An 18,193-nucleotide genomic window follows, 5' to 3' on the forward strand; every position below is an offset into this window, starting at 1 on the left:
TCAGTGCAGCATGCGCATACGTGCATTGCACAATAAATGTTTTCCATCTGATCAAAAAATGATCATAGTGCACACAGCTGATGCACATGGCGGTCTCCTCCCAGTGCCGCCGCAACAGCTGTTCCCCTCTGGAGGTTTTTGACCTTCACACTTCATGGGCCTCGGTTTTCCGACGGCCCATTTTTTTGTTCCCTCGCAACCAGATTGCGAGCTCTGTAGCAGAGCGCTTATCAGAAGAAGTTGGGAAAGGGAGAAGGGGAAAGGGAAGGAAAACCGGTCGCAGATCGGTCCTCCCGCCGCCGCTGTCGCTCAACCGCCGCCTCCGCATCCCGGCCACTCCTCCTTCGCAGGGCTGTTAGCCCCGCTTGTCCTTCGCGGCAGGGCTGCTCGACCGCAGTTGCGCCGGTCGGGCCGCTTTGCGGTCCGGGAGATGTCTTCAGGAAAAAATGAAGACAGGAAGGACCGGCAGAGGGCCAGGTCCGCATCCCCCGGAAAGGAACACTCCCATGCAACTCATGAAGGTCGATCCGCGTGCGCTGAAGGACAATCCCGACAACACCCGCCAGTCGACGTCGACGCCCCAGGCCGACGCGCTGCTGCTTGCGACCATCAAGGCCGTCGGCATCATCCAGCCGCCCGTCATTTTCGCCGAAGCCGGCGGCAACGGCTATGTCATCGAAGCCGGTCACCGGCGCACCCGCATGGCGATCGCCGCCGGCATCGAGGAAATCGATGTTATCGTCGTCGAGGCGGCCAACGACAATGGCGCGATGCGTTCGATGATCGAAAACATCGCGCGCGAGCCGCTCAATCCGGTCGATCAATGGCGTGGCATCGAGCGCCTCATTGCACTCGGTTGGACCGAGGAGGCGATTGCGATCGCGCTGGCACTGCCGGTCAGACAAATCCGCAAGCTTCGCCTGCTCGCCAACGTGCTGCCGGCGATGCTCGATCACATGGCCAGGGGCGACATGCCGAGCGAGCAGCAGCTGCGCACGATTTCCGCGGCGTCACTCGACGACCAGAAGGAAGTCTGGAAGGCCCACAAGCCGAAGAAGGGTGACACGGCGTCCTGGTGGGCGATCGCCAACGGCCTCACCAAGACCCGCATGTTCGCGCGCGATGCAAGTTTCGGCGACGATCTCCGCCAGGCCTACGGCATCGAGTGGGCGGAAGACCTGTTCGGACCGGCCGACGAGGATAACCGCTACACCACCAACGTCGAAGCATTCCTCGGTGCGCAGCAGGAATGGATGAGTAGCAATCTTCCCAAGAAGGGCGCCATCGTCGAAGTTAGCAATTTCGGCCAGCCGCAATTGCCGCCGAAGGCGGACCGCGTCTACGGCAAGCCCGGCAAGGGCGATTGCACCGCCATGTATCTCGACCGTGACGGCAAGGTGCAGACTGCTCACTTCCGGATGCCGGAGGTCAGACAAGTCAAGGGTAGCGCCGATCCGACCGCGCTCGACGGCGAGGACGGAAACGAGGGTATCGACGTTGCAGCCAAGACACGGCCCGACGTGACTCGAAACGGCCTCGACATGATCGGCGATTTCCGCACAGACGCTCTGCACGAGGCATTGGCACGAGCGCCGATCGAGGACGATACGCTCATGGCGCTGCTCGTCCTCTCATTCGCCGGGCAGAACGTCTCGGTCGATTCCGGCTCCGAAACCTCCAACCATCTCTACGGCTCCAGGCGTTTCGCCCGGCACGCCGTCCGGCTGATCGGTGAAAGCGGCAAGCTGGAGTTCGCCACGGATACGCTTCGTGTCGTGGCCAGGTTGACCCTGATCGACGCACTGTCGGCGCGGACCAACCGCACGGACAGCGGCATTGTCGCCCGGATCGCCGGCAATGCCATCGGCGCCGACACCTATCTTCCGAACATGGGCACGGAGCAATTCCTCGCGTGCCTTTCCCGCCCGGCGTTGGAAGCGTCCTGCGGCGGCACGAGTGTCGTTCCCCGCCCGCGTGTCAGGGACACCCGCGCTGCCCTTGTCGAGCACTTCAAGGATGAACGCTTCGTACATCCGTCTGCCCTCTTCGCACCCGATGACGCAAAGCTGGCCGAGTGGCTGGCCAAGAACATGGGACATGGTGGCGAGGACGACGATGCACCCGACGACGGGCCGATGGGCGGCATCGAGGACGGCGCCGACGGTGAGTCTGATCCGTCGATCGAAGACCGCGCGGTCGACAAACCCCATGTTCCGGAAGCCGGGGACGGCGGCAACGCAGCCGACACCGGGCTCGAAGAACTGGATGAAGCCGACGCTGACACCAGCACCGAGGATCCCGATACCGCTTACGGAATTGCGGCCGAGTAACCCTGCCCCACAACGTCATACTGATCGATACCGCCGCCGGCCATCACCGGCGGCGGCTTTGTTTCCACACCTCAAAACAGGAGAACGAAGATGTCTGCGTCTTTGATTTATGACCTCGCCCCGATCGGCGCGATTGTGACCTGGTCCGACGGCACGCCCCGCCCGCCCGAGCGCCACAGGAGGAAACTCGCCGCTTGGGAAAACCGCAACAGCAAGGGCAGGCTGATCCGCAAACAGGGCAAGCGCGGCATCGGCAATGCCTGCCTGTCGCCGGATTTTACGCTGCATGAGGGCGATTTCGGCACCAATAGCGTCATCACTATCCGTAACCACAGGACGTTCTCACTCGACAGCAGCCTGACATTCAAGGTGATCGCGCGCCCGCAGCTCGGCTACATCAGGGTCTTCGACCGCGCCGGCGACAACGCCGAGCTCGTCCACCTCGCCGCCAATCGCCAAGCCGCGGAGGAATGGCTGACCCGGCATAGCTATCCCAATGCCGTGCTGGAAGAGGTCACTGCCGATGAAGTGGCGGCCGCCCATGTCGAAGGGAGGGTCGCGGCATGAACACGCCTGCTCTCCAAGCCAAAGCAGCTTCCACCCCTGAAGGTTCAGGGGTGGCCTTCGGTCGCAGCGCCGATGACATGCCCGTCGCCCGTGTCGGCGATTTCGTCTTCGCCATGGTGCCGGGACGTGACGGCCAGCATTTTCTCGCCAGCGCCTGGCGTGTGTCACGGCAGCTTCACGAGCTCAATCGCGACGACTTCTACTCGCATCATGGCGCCGTTGCGGACGAGGCGGAATTTCGGGCACGGATGATCGAGCAGGCCGAGCACGTCCGAGACCTCCGGGCGCTCGACCGACAAACTGTCCGGATGAACTGCTCCACCCCCTGGGGACCGTCGCAGGGCGCCACCGTCTACGCGGAGGGTATCGTCGCTCACACCACTGCCGGGCATGGCGGGTTCAAGCTGTCCAACGAGCGCAATGCCAAGATCCATCCGATGCTGCGTTGCGCCAACGGCTGGTACGAGGAAGATGCCGCGTGGGCCGCGGTTGCCCTCACCTATCCAAGCCTCTTTACCGCATACGAGCGCAAGTGCGCCGATCGGACGGTGCGAGATACCTCGCCCAATGCCTGGGAGGCAATTTTCGGCCGTCTGCTTGCGTCCGGAGAATCCCATGAGAAGGATCGCCGCGCCTTTGAGCGGGAGAGTGCCGGCGACTGGATCGTCATCTCCGCGCTACGCTCGGGTCATCATGCCGGGATGACCGAGGTCATCGCCACGATCGGCGGCGCGCGGGCCACCGATGCGGAAGAGCGACGCTTTCTCGTGCCAAGCGACGAGTACGAGGTTGGCCGATTTGGCTTCGTCATCGATCCTGCGCGCCACGCTGCCTATGACGGATCGTCGTCTTTCATCAACTGGCAGGCGCGGGTGACCGGTCCATGAATCCGGTCAGTCCCCGCGTTCTTCTGTCCAGCATGGAGGCGGCGCGGCGAGAGACGCGCCACCATCTCGATCGCATTCACCGGCAGATCACGGGCCGGGCCGAACGCATAGCGGTTACCGAGAAGGCGAAAGCCCGCTCGCACCGCCGGGGCGGGTCGCGGTGGACGCGCTCCGACGAACAGCTGTTTCAGGATCACGTCGAGCGGCTCAGCTTCGAACGGCGAACGGAAATCGCTGCCCTAGCTCGCAAACTCCAACATCAGGAGCGGGCGATCACTACCATGCGTATGATGCTCGGCGATGATGCAGGTAATGCGGCGGCGTGAGTCCGACCGTATGGGGGCTTTCGCGGCGGCTGATGCGCTGGAGGAGGAATGCTGGCTGTCGCTCCCAGGGGTTTCTCTCCTCCGGGGTTTCGGATCCATAGCCCGACCCCTGCCGGTCTGCCCTTCGTTTTCGCTGCGGTCTGAACCGGCGGCCGGTCGTTTCAAGGCCGCTGGCGGCGCCGCGGAGCGGCCGGTGCAGCCTCCCTCGCAAAACGGCTCCGCGTCCTTCGCAGGGCTTAACCCCGCTTGTCCGCAAACCCGTTTCGCTCGTCCGGCCGTCCCGGACCCGTGAAAGCGCCCGTCCTCAACCGGTTCCTGTCGACCGCATCGAAGGGCAGACCGGCAGGGGCCGGAGCCGCTTCGGTGAAAACCACGAAAGGAAGATCCCATGGCCAAGCCCGCAACCAATCGACCCTCCCCCCGCGTCGTGCCGCTCCGCAAGGGCGCGACCCTCGAGATGGTCAGGCTCACATGCCCGGACACCGTCCAGGCAATGCTGATCGCCGAGAGCTTTGGATCCGCGGTGGTCGACAGCGACGGCATCCGTGAGCTCCACGAGCGCCTGATCATTGCGACCGCCGACAGCCTCTCGGACGGTCTCGGCGAGAAAGCGATGCAGATCCATCTCCAGCGCATCGTCGGGGCCTATGTCGGCTCGGCGCACGGAGCCGGCCAGTTCTACAGTCGGGCGGTCTCCGAGGCGCGAGACGCCACCGCCAAATCGGCAAACGATGCCCGCGACGAGGACCTCGATGGCCCGGTCGGTTACGACAGCGCCGCCCAGCGCAAACGCGAATTCGCCGCCGACATGGGCATACAGTCCCACGCGTTGCGGATGGCCGCCGAGGGCGCAGTCGCAGCTTACAGCCACGTCATCGGCGAAGCCTGGAAGCCTTTCGACCGCCCGGTCGAAAACCCGGGCCAGTCGCTCGACCGCAAAGCGGCGGAGGCGCAGATGGCGGCACTCGGTTGAGCCGCTTTTCGCGCGGAGCTTCGGCTCCGCCCATTCTTCCCTCTCCCTGATCATTAGGCCGGTTCCTTTGGGACCGGCCTTTTTCCAGGTCATCATAAGGAAGAGAAACATGGACCCCGCTCGCCACGCGACCCCGTCCCGGTCGGCGGTCCTGCAGGAGCCGGTTGTCCGCCGCAACGGCTTCGCCGTCCTTCTCTCCGTTCCGGCCGTTCCGGTGCGGCATGCCACCCGATCGCTCCTGCCTTCGGACCTCCGCGACGGGGCCGCGGTGGGCGCGGCCTCCAAAACGGAGGATAATGACATGAGCAGGAAAGCCGAGGGCGAACGCGCCGACATCTATGCACGGATCACGGCCCGGATCGTTGCCGATCTGGAAAAAGGTGTAAAACCCTGGATGAAACCCTGGCACGCGGCCAACACCAATGGCCGGATTACCCGGCCGCTACGCTACAACGGTCAGCCCTATTCGGGCATGAACATTCTGTTGTTATGGTCGGAGGGAATGGCGCGCGGCTTCACCTCACCCATGTGGATGACGTTCAAGCAGGCGCTCGAACTGGGAGCGGCGGTGCGCAAGGGCGAGACCGGTTCGACGGTCGTCTTCGCCAGCCGCTTCACCAAGTCCGAGGCGGACGGCAATGGTGGAGAAGTCGACCGGGAAATCCCGTTTCTGAAAGCATATACAGTGTTCAACATCGAGCAGATCGACGGGCTGCCGGAGCCGTACCATCACAAACCAGGTCCGGTGCTCGATCCTGACGAGCGCATGGAGCACGCCGATCGCTTTTTCCGCAACACCGGCGCAGTCATCCGCCATGGTGGGGTGCAGGCCTATTATTCGCCAGTCACGGACCACATCCAGATGCCGCCGTTCGAGACGTTCCGCGACGCCGCGTCTTACGTGGCAACCCTGAGTCACGAAAGTTGCCATTGGACGGCGGGCGCCGATCGCGTCGGGCGCGATCTCAGCCGATATGCCAAAGACAAGAGCGAGCGGGCTCGCGAAGAACTGATCGCCGAACTTGGAAGCTGCTTCCTTTGCGCCGATCTCGGGATCGCACCGGAGCTGGAGCCACGGCCGGACCATGCGTCTTACCTGGACTCGTGGCTGAAGGTCCTATCTGACGACAAGCGGGCTATCTTCCAGGCGGCGGCGCATGCCCAGCGCGCGGTCAGCTTCCTGCATGGTCTCCAACCCAGTCAGGCCGACAACAGAGCGGCTGCGTAGGAGACACTAAGGTCGGTCGTTGTCACCCGCAACGGCCAACAGCTCATTCGGCTCTCTCTCCGCCAGGGCATGCGGATCGGACGTGAGGTCCAGCTTCCCCCAGATCGATGGTTTCCGATCGGCGGCTTTCAGCTTTCGGGATTGCTTGATTTCGACCACAAACGGTTTTGTCTGTTGACGCATAGATCCTCCAGGCGACGAATCGTGGCTCGACAATATCGCGTTGATAACGGGAGGCAACTGCCCCGGCTGTCCGAGTTTGTCGCATCCGAAGTCGACGCTATGACTTAGAGACAGGGGAACGGCTTCGCGGCCGGGCTGTTCCGCCGGGGCAACGTACTGGCGAGGGCCGCCATAGACATGTTCCTCACACCGCTGTCATAGGCCACGTCCTCCGCGGGCTCGATGAGGCATGTCTGATCGGAGACCGGCTTCGCCTCGATCGTTCTCCCGCAACGGCCGTCCGCAACTTTCTTCCCCTGCGAACTGCGTTCGCATTCCTCGCGGCCCAAGAAAGCTGCTCCCAGCCGCCTTCCTCTTCGTTTCAGCCCCTTCGGGGTGCGGTCCGATCGTCCCCGATCCTTGCGACAGCCATCGAGGCCGCGAAGGGCGCGGCCCGAAACAACCGAAAGAAAGGAACAGACAATGGCTACCATCGGCACCTTCACCTCCACCGAAAGCGGCTTCACCGGCTCGATCCGCACCCTCGCACTCAACGTCAAGGCCCGCATCGCCCGCATCGAAAACCCCTCCGACAAGGGTCCGCACTTCCGTATCTACGCCGGCAATGTCGAGCTGGGTGCCGCCTGGCAGAAGCGCTCCAGCGAGACCGACCGCGACTACCTCTCGGTCAAGCTGGACGACCCGAGCTTCCCGGCGCCGATCTACGCAACGCTCACCGAGGTCGAAGGCGAGGACGGCTACCAGCTGATCTGGTCCCGCCCCAACCGGGATTGAGATCCCACCAAGGCCCCGCCGCCTAAGGCGGGGCCAACGGGCCGCTTTGAGAAAGCAGGCAACGGGCGTCGAGCCCGTTTCCAGCTTTTTGGGTGCCATACGGGGAAGTGGGGTCTGCTCATATCAAGCCAATCGTGCCGTGGAGCCGGGCCAGCCTCAAGGACGAGCGGTCCCCCCAAAATGCTTGGCGCATTTCGGCTCCCCCACTCGCCGCCGCTGGCGGTCGCATGCGCGATCCTTGACCCTGACCCAACTCCACGCCGGCGGGCGTCATCTTTCTCAGACATCAAGGAGATGACGACGATCGAACAACAAATCGAAGAACTGCGCCTCGAGCTGAACGCCTGCATTGAGCCCAGCGAGCGCCGCCAGATCGAGGCCGAGATTGAAATCGCCCAGGCCGAGCTGATCGTCGTGCTTGCCGAACAGGACGGTTCCATCGAGGCCGAGCCGCCCTTCTGAGGACGGCATATTACCGGCGCTGCCAGTCCGCCGCCATCCACAGTACGGAGAGGAGCGATCCGCTGCAACTTTCCTTTCGATCTCCTGTCATCGACATGGGGATGCTGCATCCCGTCCGTCGCGCCGCAACCTGCCGGCGCCAGAATTTTCCCCGCCGCATTGCGGCTCCTCGCGGGAGCAAAATTCAGGCGCCGGCAGGTCCTCCACCTCCGTTTCGGCCTTTGAGGTGCGCCCCTCCTTGTCCGTCATGCGGCCCATCCCCGCGATGTCCGCATTTCGAAGGGAGAAAATACCGTGCAACAGCTCGCTCAATTCCTCACCGCCACCGGCCGTCGGCTCCGCGTCCTCGGCAAGGTGATCTGTCACTTCTTCCGCAAGGGGAAACTCGGTCTCAAGCTCACAATCAAGATCCCGTTCTTCGTCGAGATCGGGGCGTCGTTCGAGACCGACTGGAACCGGCGAGAATAACGCGCCAACAGGGGCCGCTTCGGCGGCCCCTGTTTCGCCATTTGAGAGATCGGAGACGATTGGGGTCAGCTTTGCAAATATCGCAGAGTTGTTCTGGGCCGATAGCCGCGAGCACGTTTTTGCTTCAACAGCTCAAGGAACAAGCGAACCGCTTCTTCTTCCCGTTCGAAAACATGATGTTTCTCCTGCCCGCGCTTGCCTATCCTTCCCCATCGCCGGATCAGGCAAGCCTCTCCGAACATCGTCTGCTCGATCTCCATGGCATAATACCGAGCCATGTTCTTGGCTGGATCCGATCGTTCGACATAGAGCTGGTAGGGTTGCGAAATCATGCCGACATGATCGTCACCCGGCGTCGCCACGTCCAACGACATATGTGAATCCTACAAGTGCGACCGATTCATTTTCGTGAAGAATGGCGCTCGAGCGAGGCGCCGACGGCGCACGGCTCTAGTCGCGCTGCGACCGGAGCCCGCACGCGGTCTCCGCCCTGTCGGGTTACGATCCTCTCGCGGCAAGAAGCATGCCTCTTCCAAATATTGTTGTCCGGAGACAGCCAAAAGGCTCATGGCCATCGGAGATGGCAAGCGGTCGCGTCCCTACAGGACGCGGTTCTATCTCTCTCTGACACCCCATTTTGCACCCGCCGTTCCGGCATCAAGGACATCGCGGCCCCCTCCAATTTTCCCTGCGCCGCAAGCGGCACAGAGAAAATCGGTTCCTCCGCTCGCCGCAGGGCGGCCGCGTTCCGCGGTCCCGGACCCCTCACGGACTACGGTGCGGACACCTTTCGTCAGAAACGAAAAGGAGACCCTGATGACAAAGCATCAAATGACTCACCAGATTGGAGACGACCAGAAGCGGTCGGATCAACAGCCGGATTGGCTTGAACGCTTGCGCGGAAATTTCGATGCGGAAGTTCATTTGCCCGCGGATATCTCGCGCGAGTTTCTGTCTGCGGCGCTGCTTTGGGCAATCGAGCATAAAGTGGATTTCGGTCTGTTCCACGAAGCCGGCAAGATCATTATCGCACATTTCGGCGGTGACGAGATCTACCTCCCGTCGCGGTGGTCCGACAAACGGTGGCACATCGGCCTGGAGGACAAAGAGCCTTTCGACCCAGGCGATTGAGGTCGAGACCAGAGGCGGCTTTCCGCCTCTGGTCTTTGCCTGTCGCGTGAGCCGGTCCAGCCGGATCGACCGGCCGGAGCGGCTATGAAAGGGGGCTCTGCCGCCCCTCTCAAACCTCACCCCATGAAGGAAGAGCAGCGCCCCTCCTTCAAACTTCCTCCCATGGAGAAAGGGGACGGTTCCCTCCTCCCTTTCCCCAACCCCCTCTCCCGTGCTGGGAAAGCGATGGCTAGCTAACGCCCGCTTTGGCACCAGCCGTGTCGCGCGCCATCCCATGACCGGGCTAGGCCTTCCTTGATCAAAACGTTGCCCAGCGAGTTGCCCGCACGAGACACCGTTCGAAGTTTGCGACCGTACTTGTCTTCGTCACGGAATCCGGCCGCCAGGGAGAATTTTCCAGCGTTGAGCAGCGCCAGCAGCCGGGATTTTGCCGCTTCACCTTTGATCCTTTCGGCCTCGCAGCGCGGCGGGCTGAGTTCCGGCGTATCGATGTCGGCAATGCGGATTTTCTGACCCCCGAACCAGAAGGTGTCGCCATCGACGACACAGTTCGTCCGGTGGCTTCCGTCGCAGATCGAAAATGCGGCCGACAATGAATCCGTCGTCGGTGTCTTGGCCAAAGTGGCGAAGCCGGGGAGAGCGCCGGCGCCGCCATAGGCAAGCCAACCTCCAACAGCAATGATCACGGTGCCTAGAACTGCCGTTGAGCGTTTAAGCCGTCTGTTCTGCCCAGATCTCAGCAGTGCTTCACCCGCGCGCTGCCGATCGCGACCGCGTCCGGCCTTCGGCGGCTTTCTGAACGGAACCACATTCGATTTTGCCACTATCCGATTCCCTCGTTTCGCCTCAGCCTATGTCGGACGCGGTTTCATCTGCGTTTACGGAGGAGCTTGGCTCCGGGCTGTAGTGTGGCCGGCAAAATGGTGCGCGAGGGGCGGGGAGCAGTCGATCCCGCCTCCCCCTCGGGCCACTATGTTGAGGCTCCTGCGGCTGCCCTGTTTCCCACCCATCGCACGACGAGAATTCCCGAAATCCCGCCCGTCGGGCGTCGCTATGCTGATTTCTCCGATACTCTTCATTTTCCTGGATCAGCCTTGCTCGGTTGCACTGCGCGCCGGCTTGGATCATGCAGGCTTTGGCGCATCCCCGATCATGTGAAACCTGTTCATGCCGACGCGTGCCTTCATGTCGTCGCGCCGGAACCAGATGGCTCGTCCGCATCGGAGCGGCGCGTTGCCGGCTGTGAAGACGATCTGTTCGTCGGCACGCATGCGCAGAACTTCATGGGGCTGGATGAGTGGTCTGGCAGCGAGCTGCTTCGAGCGCGTCCGCGATGATCCCTTTGCCTGGAAACTGCGGCTGACCTGGTCGATCTCGACCGTGGTCATGCCGCAGCGTCGGGAGATGTAATCGGCGGTCTCGGGATCGTTGATCGCGGCAAACGAAATCCAGCTGGCACTCTCGAACCACTTGCTTGCCGCGTCGCGACCGCCATAGGTTTCGCGCATCTGGCCGATCGACTGATAGATCATCGTGAGCGTGATGCCGTATTTGCGGCCGGCGTCGCGCGCGGTCTCGATGATCCGCATGTAGCCGAGGCGGGCGACCTCATCGAGGAGAAACAGCGCGCGCCCCTTTATTTGTCCGTCGCGATTGTAGATCGCATTGAGAAACGAACCGATGATGACCCGCGCAAGACCGGAATGGGTCTCCAACGTCTTGAGGTCGATGTTGATGAAGACGTCGGTGTTTCCCGCCGCGATGTCGCTGGTCGAGAATTTCTTTCCCGACACGAGGGCGGCATAGTTCGAATAGGAAAGCCAATGTGTCTCCTTGACCGCATTGGCATAGACGCCAGAGAAGGTTTCCGGCGTCATGTTGACGAAGGCTGCGACGTTCTCCTTTACGAAATCCGAGCCGGAATTGTCGTAGATGTCTTGGAGCCGCTTGCGCAATGTCGGCTCCGGCTCCGAGAGATTCATGCGCACCTGCCGAAGCGTGTGCTCCGTCTCATCCGTGTGACCGGACAAGCAGACGTCGGCGATGAGCGCCGTGAGCAACTGCAGCGCCGATGCGCGAAAGAAGTCGTCACGGACGCCGCGCGCGCCGCCGCTGTCGCTCATGATCCATGACGCGACGGAGGCGATATCCTCTTCCTTCGTTCCGCCGAAACGGCCGACCCAGTCCAGGACGTTGAAGCCGACGTCCGGTTTCCTTGGGTCGAGGACGAACACGTCTCTTCCTGCTCCGCCGCGATGCGCGGAGACCATGGGTGCGACCTCGTTCGATGGATCGAGCACGATCAGCGTGCTGCCCCATTTGAGTGCCGTCGGGATCGTCACCGACGTCGTCTTGAAACCGCCGGAACCGGCAAAGACGATCCCGTGCGACGAGCCGAACGAGCCATCAAAGCACAGCAACGGCGACTTACCGCCGGCGCCCCACGTCTCGGCGCTATCGGCGCGAAACGCTCGGGCGCCGACATTGTCTTTATCGACCCGATAGCGCTCGCCGATGACGATGCCACCAGCATCGGGAAACAACTTTGCCGCCTCTGTGAGCTTCATCCAATCTGCCTCGCCATGCAGCGCCCGCTTGCCCTGGATGCGCTTCGGCTCGGCCCTTGCGAATGCCGCATTGCCGATGAACGCGACGCGGAGTGCGAAGCAGGCACATAAGAGCGCCGCACTCGCTCCGATCGACGTTGCCGGATCGAGAAAGGCCAAGACCGTCTTGTCGGTGGGTACCGTATTCATGAAAGCGGAAAGGCGTATTGTCTCGCGAAGTGCCGCGATCAGGATCGTCCCGCTGCATCCCCCAACGACGCCCCAACCTGCCTGCTTGATATTGATCGCGCCGGCGGTCGCGAACAGGAACAAGATTCCGATCGCCGCACTTGCGAGATAGGGAAGCGCGATCCCTGCCCGCCCCCATGCAAGTCGCGCGGCCTCGGTCTTTCCGAAGCCTGAAAGCCACTGCTCGATCCCGGTCATTCCGATGACGACCAGGATCATCAACGTCCCTGGCCCGACGACGAGCGTAATCCTATGCATCGTCATTGCCAAAGGCCTCCACGCCGATTGCGGTGAGCCTGGACCGTTCGCCATCGTCGCCCTCGATGCGGCGCGCTGCGTCGATCAGGGCGCCCAGCAACAGCGCGCGCTTCTCGTAGCGCAGCCCGGCTTTGACGATCAGGCCACCGAGCTCGATCTTTTCGCGCGTGTCCTTCTTGCGGGCGTCGGATGTCATGGTCCTGCTCATCCGCTCAAGCCTCGCCAGCACTGCTCGGGCCCGGGCCAGACGCTTCCGCCGCGGTCGACGCTTGTCCGCTGCTGTCGCCGGCGCCCTTCTTCCCTCCGGTCGTAGCGCCCTGCCCTCCGCGAAATCGCTTGGTCAGTTGCTCAAACGCTGCCTGAAGTTCCGCCTCGTCGATCTCGATTTCGCCCAGTCCCGCCTTGAGCGCGATCCGGCCGATCCGTTCCGCTTCCCGTGTCTCGGCGAGCTTGAGCTGTTCCTGCAGCTTGGCGATTTCGTCGCGGATTTTCGCGGATGGCTTCTTCATGTCCGTTCGTCTCCCTGGCTGAGAAAGCGTGTCTTTCGAAGCCAGCTTTCGGAACAGAGTGCGGAACGCACTACTGTGAATCCTACAATCGCCAACGGCGATGCTTTGGTGGATCATCCCGGCCGTTCCGAAGGAGCGGCTTCCAAGGGCGCAATTATACGTCGCTGGCGCGACGTGTTGCTGAGAGAGCCTGGCGGGGCCGCCGCTCCCAATGAACGCATTGATTTCGTTCGCAACCGGGAAAGAACTTCGCCGTGGCCGTCCCACATTTCTCCGTCAGCGTCGTCGCCCGTGGCTCCGGCCGCAGCGCCGTCCTGTCGGCCGCCTACCGGCACTGCGCCAAGATGGACTACGAGCGGGAAGCCCGGACGATCGACTACACCCGAAAGCAGGGGCTCCTGCATGAGGAGTTCGTGATCCCTGCCGACGCGCCGGAATGGGTGCGCAGTATGATTGCCGATCGCTCGGTCGCCGGCGCATCCGAGGCCTTCTGGAACAAGGTGGAGGGCTTCGAGAAGCGGTCCGACGCGCAGCTCGCCAAGGACGTCACCATAGCCCTGCCGCTCGAACTGACGGCCGAGCAGAACATCGCGCTCATGCGCGACTTTGTGGAGCGGCACATCGCGACCCAGGGCATGGTCGCGGACTGGGTCTATCATGATGCGACTGGCAATCCCCATGTGCATCTGATGACGACATTGCGGCCACTCACCGAAGACGGCTTCGGTTCGAAAAAGGTTGCGGTTCTGGGACCGGACGGCAAGCCAATCCGAAATGACGCCGGCAAGATCGTTTACGAGCTTTGGGCTGGAAGCACTGAGGATTTCAATGCGTTTCGCGACGGCTGGTTTGCCTGTCAGAACAAACATCTGGCGCTTGCCGGCCTCGATATCCGCATTGATGGCCGTTCCTTCGAAAAGCAGGGTATCGACCTCGAGCCAACCATTCACCTCGGCGTCGGCGCCAAAGCCATCGAGCGCAAGGCCGAGCAATCCGACCACAAGTCGGAGACCTCGGCTCCCAAACTCGAACGCATCGAGCTTCAGGAGGAGCGCCGCAGCGAGAACGCCCGCCGCATCCAGCGCCGTCCGGAGATCGTGCTCGACCTGATCACGCGGGAGAAGAGCGTCTTCGACGAACGCGATGTTGCGAAGGTGTTGTATCGCTATATCGACGATGTCGCTCTGTTCCAAAGTCTGATGGTCCGCATTCTGCAAAGTCCGGAAGCGCTCCGGCTCGAACGCGAGCGGATCAACTTTGCGACAGGTATTCGCACACCCGCGAAATACACGACGCGGGCGATGATCCGGCTTGAGGCCGAGATGGCCAATCGCGCGATCTGGCTATCCGGCAGCACCTCCCATGGCGTCCGTGAGGTGGTGCTGCAGGCGACCTTTACGCGCCATTCTCGTCTGTCGGATGAGCAGCGAACGGCGATCGAGCATGTCGCCGGGGCCACGCGGATTGCCGCTGTCATCGGCCGCGCCGGGGCCGGCAAGACGACGATGATGAAGGCTGCGCTCGAGGCGTGGGAAACGGCCGGTTATCGTGTGGTCGGCGGAGCGTTGGCTGGCAAAGCCGCCGAAGGTTTGGAGAAGGAAGCTGGCATCGTTTCCCGCACGCTGTCGTCGTGGGAGCTTCGCTGGAACCAGGGCCGCAACCAGCTCGACCACAAGACTGTGTTCGTACTCGACGAAGCCGGCATGGTGTCGTCGCGGCAAATGGCGCTGTTGGTCGAAGCCGTTACCAAGGCCGGCGCCAAACTCATCCTTGTCGGCGATCCGGAACAGCTTCAGCCGATCGAAGCGGGCGCCGCTTTCCGTGCGATCGCCGATCGCATCGGCTATGCCGAACTCGAGACGATCTATCGTCAGCGCCAGCAATGGATGCGCGACGCCTCGCTCGATCTCGCTCGTGGCAGTGTCCGCAAGGCTGTCGATGCCTACACCGCCCATGGTCGAATGATTGGTTTGAGACTGAAGGACGAGGCGGTCGAAAGCCTGATCGCAGCGTGGGACCGCGACTACGACCCTTCGAAGACCAGCCTGATCCTCGCACACCTTCGCCGCGACGTCCGAAAGCTCAACGATATGGCCCGCGCCAAGCTGGTCGAGCGTGGCGTCGTCGCGGACGGATTTGCGTTCAAGACAGAGGACGGAACCCGCATGTTCGCGGCCGGCGACCAGATCGTGTTCCTCAAGAACGAGGGCAGCCTTGGCGTCAAGAACGGCATGCTCGCAAAGGTGCTTGAGGCCGCACCCGGCCGGATCGTCGCTGAGATCGGCGAAAGGGAACATCGTCGCCAGGTCACGATCGAGCAGCGCTTCTACAACAATCTCGGTCACGGCTATGCCACGACCATCCACAAGAGCCAGGGCGCGACCGTCGACCGGGTGAAGGTGCTTGCTTCCCTTTCATTGGACCGGCATCTCACCTATGTGGCCATGACGCGCCATCGTGAGGATCTCGCCGTCTACTACGGCAGTCGCTCCTTCGCGAAATCCGGCGGTCTCCTCCCGATCCTGTCGCGCCGGAACGCCAAGGAGACGACGCTCGATTACGAGAAGAGCTCTTTGTACGGCCAAGCCTTGCGCTTTGCCGAGGCGCGGGGCCTTCATCTTGTCAACGTCGCCCGCACGATCGCACGCGATCGCCTCCAGTGGGCCGTCCGGCAAAAACAGAAACTCGCCGATCTCGGCGCCCGTCTTGCCGCCATCGGCAAAGCGATCGGGCTGGCCCGCGGCAGCAACAAACAAACCGCCCCGAACACGATCAAGGAGGCCAAGCCCATGGTGTCAGGTATCACCACCTTCCCGAAATCGCTCGACCAGGCTGTCGAAGACAAGCTCGCCGCCGATCCCGCGCTCAAGAAGCAATGGGAGGACGTCTCGACCCGCTTCCAGCTCGTCTACGCGAATCCGGAAGCTGCCTTCAAGGTGATCAATGTCGATACCATGTTGAAGGACCAGTCGGTCGCGCAGTCCACCTTGGCAAAGGTTGCCGGCGAGCCAGAGAGCTTCGGTGCGCTCAAGGGCAAGACCGGTCTTCTCGCCAGCCGTGCCGACAAGCAGGACCGGGAAAAAGCCATCGCCAATGTGCCGGCGCTTGCCCGAAATCTTGAACGCTACCTTCGTGAGCGGGCCGAGGCCGAATTCAAACACGAGACGGAAGAGCGCGCGGTCCGGCTCAAGGTTTCGGTCGACATCCCGGCGCTCTCCCCATCTGCCAAGCAAACGCTCGAACGCGTGCGCGATGCGATCGATCGCAACGATTTGTCCGCAAGCCTCGAATATGCTCTGGCCGACAAGATGGTGAAAGCAGAACTCGAAGGTTTCGCCAAGGCGGTTTCCGAACGTTTCGGGGAACGGACATTCCTGCCATTGGCTGCGAAAGACACGAGTGGCAAGACTTTCGAGACCGTCACAGCAGGCATGACGGCTGGCCAGAAGGCGGAGGTCCACTCCGCGTGGAATTCCATGCGGACGGTCCAGCAACTTGGCTCTCATGAGCGAACGACGGAAGCGCTCAAGCAGGCCGAGACGCTGCGTCGGACGAAGAGCCAAGGGCTCTCGCTGAAATGACCGGGGCTGCAACCCGCCGGTCGATGACCACGCAGCAACGACGAGCCATTGTGGTTCTGTCGATGGCGGCGTTGGCCGCCATCCTGCTGGTGGTGACTGCCGTCGCCGGTGGCTACCGCATCAATCTGACACCGAGCGAGCCACTCGGCCTGTGGCGCATTATCCCGCTTCATCAACCGGCAGCAGTCGATGACCTCCTGTTCATCTGCCCGCCGGAAACGCCGGAAATGGTGAAGGCACGAGCGCGTGGCTATCTCCGTTCTGGCTCCTGCCCGGGCAGCGTCGCACCGATGATCAAGACAGTGATCGCCGTTGCAGGACAGCATGTCGAAATCGGCGCCAGCGTGAGCGTGAATGGGCGGATGGTTTCCTCTTCCAGTCTCGCATTACGAGATGGAAAAGGCCGGCCGTTGACGCCCTTTCCGGGCGGCATCGTACCGCCGGGATATGTCTTCCTGCATTCCGCATTCCCCGGCTCCTATGACTCCCGATATTTTGGCCCGGTGCCGATCTCCGGCATTCTGGGGCTGGCGCAGGAGGTGTTCACCTATGTGCCGTGATTACCTTCGGCCGGGGCTGCTGATATTCGCTTCGATCGCGATCGGCGTGGTGGGCTGGAGCGGCCATGTGTTGCTTCTACCCGTCGCGCTGGGGTTTCCGGTTCTTTGGTCGATCGCGGGAACGAGATCAGTGGCGGCACTTGTCTCCGCCGGATATTTCCTGGCCGCATCACGTGGTCTGCCGCGAGGCGTTGCCGCCTTTTACTCGTCGGATTTCTGGCCGGGCCTGTTGCTCTGGTTGTGTGCGTCTATGAGTTTCGTTGCCGTCCATTCCGTCCTCTGGACGAAGAACCCGAACGTTCGTCCGTTTCGTTATCTCCTTGCAGCCATCATTATGTCGATCCCGCCGTTCGGCATCACGGGCTGGGCGCATCCAGTCACGGCTGCGGGAGTTCTGTTTCCGGGATGGGGATGGTGGGGACTCTGGCTTATGACAGCTGGCCTTGCGGGCCTCGCAACCCGTGTTTGGCCAGCTGTCGCCATCACCTTGATAGGCCTTTGGCTGTGGTCCGCCGCATCGTGGACCGAGCCGGGTCTACCCAATGGCTGGCGCGGTGTCGACCTCGAATTGGGCGCTTCGCTCGGTCGGGACACCGGTCTTCACCGCCAGCGTGACCTGATCGCAACGGTGCGTGGCGCCGCCAGCGATGGCGCCGGCTTTGTGGTGCTGCCGGAAACTGCGCTTGGTTTCTGGACACCGACCGTGGCGCGGCTTTGGACGAGCGCGTCCGCCGATATCGATGCGACGGCCATCGCCGGCGCAACGGTGCTCGATGCCACAGGCTACGACAATGTCCTCGTCGCGATCGACAGGAAGGGCGGAAGCAGCATCCTCTATCGCGAACGCATGCCGGTTCCCGGCTCGATGTGGCAGCCGTGGCGTTTCTTGTTCGGGGAGAGCGGCGGCGCCAGGGCGGACTTCTTTGCGAACCCGGTCGTCCCGATCGGTGCCGGCCGGGCAGCGCCGCTGATCTGCTACGAGCAACTGATCGTCTGGCCCGTCCTCCAGTCCATGCTGCACGATCCTGACTTCATCATTGCCGTCGGAAACGGCTGGTGGACCGATGGGACGTCGATCGTCGCCATCCAGCGCGCCGCTACCACCGCCTGGGCGAGGCTCTTCGCAAAACCGCTTGTTACCGCCTTCAACACATGAGCGCC

At 62.5% G+C, this 18,193-nt stretch carries 18 protein-coding genes; 13 read left to right on the forward strand and 5 right to left on the reverse strand.

The features are described from left to right. The first annotated feature begins 506 nt into the window (after positions 1-506). From ACS4RS_RS33405 to ACS4RS_RS33445, 9 genes are all read left to right on the forward strand, one after another. The gene (locus ACS4RS_RS33405) at positions 507-2,330 is read left to right on the forward strand and encodes a ParB N-terminal domain-containing protein (protein ID WP_439013739.1); all 1,824 of its coding nucleotides are present in this window, start codon (positions 507-509) and stop codon (positions 2,328-2,330) included. Positions 2,331-2,420: 90 nt separating this feature from the next. Then, positions 2,421-2,897 carry a hypothetical protein gene (locus tag ACS4RS_RS33410; protein ID WP_439013738.1) on the forward strand — a complete coding sequence of 159 codons (477 nt, stop codon included), beginning with the start codon at positions 2,421-2,423 and terminating at the stop codon, positions 2,895-2,897. Next, positions 2,894-3,784, forward strand: a complete 891-nt coding sequence (locus ACS4RS_RS33415; RefSeq protein WP_439013737.1) for a DUF7007 domain-containing protein — start codon at positions 2,894-2,896, stop codon at positions 3,782-3,784. The genes ACS4RS_RS33410 and ACS4RS_RS33415 overlap by 4 nt, the downstream gene beginning before the upstream one ends. Then, positions 3,781-4,110, forward strand: coding sequence for a hypothetical protein (locus tag ACS4RS_RS33420; protein WP_439013736.1), 330 nt, complete (start codon positions 3,781-3,783; stop codon positions 4,108-4,110). Before ACS4RS_RS33415 ends, ACS4RS_RS33420 begins: the two co-directional genes overlap by 4 nt. Positions 4,111-4,498: 388 nt before the next feature. Next, positions 4,499-5,083: a hypothetical protein gene (locus ACS4RS_RS33425; protein ID WP_207603821.1), complete on the forward strand. Its 585-nt coding sequence runs from the start codon at positions 4,499-4,501 to the stop codon at positions 5,081-5,083. Positions 5,084-5,384: 301 nt separating this feature from the next. Next, complete coding sequence (locus ACS4RS_RS33430; protein WP_439013804.1) at positions 5,385-6,311, forward strand: zincin-like metallopeptidase domain-containing protein; 927 nt, start codon at positions 5,385-5,387, stop codon at positions 6,309-6,311. Between the two features lie 645 nt (positions 6,312-6,956). Continuing rightward, positions 6,957-7,268 (forward strand): DUF736 domain-containing protein, encoded by a 312-nt coding sequence (locus ACS4RS_RS33435; protein ID WP_127431460.1) that lies wholly within the window; start codon positions 6,957-6,959, stop codon positions 7,266-7,268. A gap of 294 nt (positions 7,269-7,562) precedes the next feature. After that, positions 7,563-7,730, forward strand: a complete 168-nt coding sequence (locus ACS4RS_RS33440; protein ID WP_449314146.1) for a hypothetical protein — start codon at positions 7,563-7,565, stop codon at positions 7,728-7,730. 294 nt (positions 7,731-8,024) lie between these two features. After that, entirely contained in the window at positions 8,025-8,198 is a 174-nt protein-coding gene (locus tag ACS4RS_RS33445; protein WP_168301575.1) for a hypothetical protein, read from the forward strand. Positions 8,199-8,263: 65 nt separating this feature from the next. Here the strand turns inward: ACS4RS_RS33445 and ACS4RS_RS33450 are convergent, their stop codons facing one another. Next, on the reverse strand, positions 8,264-8,572 hold the full coding sequence (locus ACS4RS_RS33450) for a WGR domain-containing protein (RefSeq protein ID WP_439013734.1): 309 nt from the start codon (positions 8,570-8,572) through the stop codon (positions 8,264-8,266). 442 nt (positions 8,573-9,014) lie between these two features. Between ACS4RS_RS33450 and ACS4RS_RS33455 the strand changes: the two genes are divergently transcribed. Further along, positions 9,015-9,329, forward strand: a complete 315-nt coding sequence (locus tag ACS4RS_RS33455) for a hypothetical protein (protein ID WP_439013733.1) — start codon at positions 9,015-9,017, stop codon at positions 9,327-9,329. 233 nt (positions 9,330-9,562) lie between these two features. On the opposite strand, the gene ACS4RS_RS33460 is transcribed toward ACS4RS_RS33455, so the two are convergent. The 4 genes from ACS4RS_RS33460 to traC all read right to left on the reverse strand — a co-directional run bounded on the left by ACS4RS_RS33460 (position 9,563) and on the right by traC (position 12,891). Next, positions 9,563-10,153 (reverse strand): thermonuclease family protein, encoded by a 591-nt coding sequence (locus ACS4RS_RS33460; protein ID WP_449314147.1) that lies wholly within the window; start codon positions 10,151-10,153, stop codon positions 9,563-9,565. Positions 10,154-10,453: 300 nt separating this feature from the next. Continuing rightward, complete coding sequence (traG, locus tag ACS4RS_RS33465; protein WP_439013732.1) at positions 10,454-12,388, reverse strand: Ti-type conjugative transfer system protein TraG; 1,935 nt, start codon at positions 12,386-12,388, stop codon at positions 10,454-10,456. After that, the gene (gene traD / locus ACS4RS_RS33470; protein ID WP_439013731.1) at positions 12,375-12,590 is read right to left on the reverse strand and encodes a type IV conjugative transfer system coupling protein TraD; all 216 of its coding nucleotides are present in this window, start codon (positions 12,588-12,590) and stop codon (positions 12,375-12,377) included. Before traD ends, traG begins: the two co-directional genes overlap by 14 nt. 4 nt (positions 12,591-12,594) lie before the next feature. Beyond that, a complete protein-coding gene (gene traC, locus ACS4RS_RS33475) occupies positions 12,595-12,891 on the reverse strand; it encodes a conjugal transfer protein TraC (protein WP_439013802.1) in 297 nt (98 codons plus the stop codon). 254 nt (positions 12,892-13,145) lie between these two features. Here traC and traA point away from each other — a divergent pair, with 254 nt between their 5' ends. The 3 genes from traA to ACS4RS_RS33490 are packed head-to-tail and all read left to right on the forward strand — an operon-like array spanning position 13,146 to position 18,188. Beyond that, positions 13,146-16,472 carry a Ti-type conjugative transfer relaxase TraA gene (traA, locus tag ACS4RS_RS33480; RefSeq protein ID WP_439013730.1) on the forward strand — a complete coding sequence of 1,109 codons (3,327 nt, stop codon included), beginning with the start codon at positions 13,146-13,148 and terminating at the stop codon, positions 16,470-16,472. Then, a complete protein-coding gene (gene traF, locus ACS4RS_RS33485; protein ID WP_439013729.1) occupies positions 16,469-17,032 on the forward strand; it encodes a conjugative transfer signal peptidase TraF in 564 nt (187 codons plus the stop codon). Before traA ends, traF begins: the two co-directional genes overlap by 4 nt. Continuing rightward, positions 17,022-18,188 carry a conjugal transfer protein TraB gene (locus ACS4RS_RS33490; RefSeq protein ID WP_449314148.1) on the forward strand — a complete coding sequence of 389 codons (1,167 nt, stop codon included), beginning with the start codon at positions 17,022-17,024 and terminating at the stop codon, positions 18,186-18,188. The genes traF and ACS4RS_RS33490 overlap by 11 nt, the downstream gene beginning before the upstream one ends. The last annotated feature ends 5 nt before the right edge of the window (positions 18,189-18,193 follow it).

Source organism: Rhizobium sp. F40D2 (assembly GCF_051810745.2).
GTDB lineage: Bacteria > Pseudomonadota > Alphaproteobacteria > Rhizobiales > Rhizobiaceae > Rhizobium.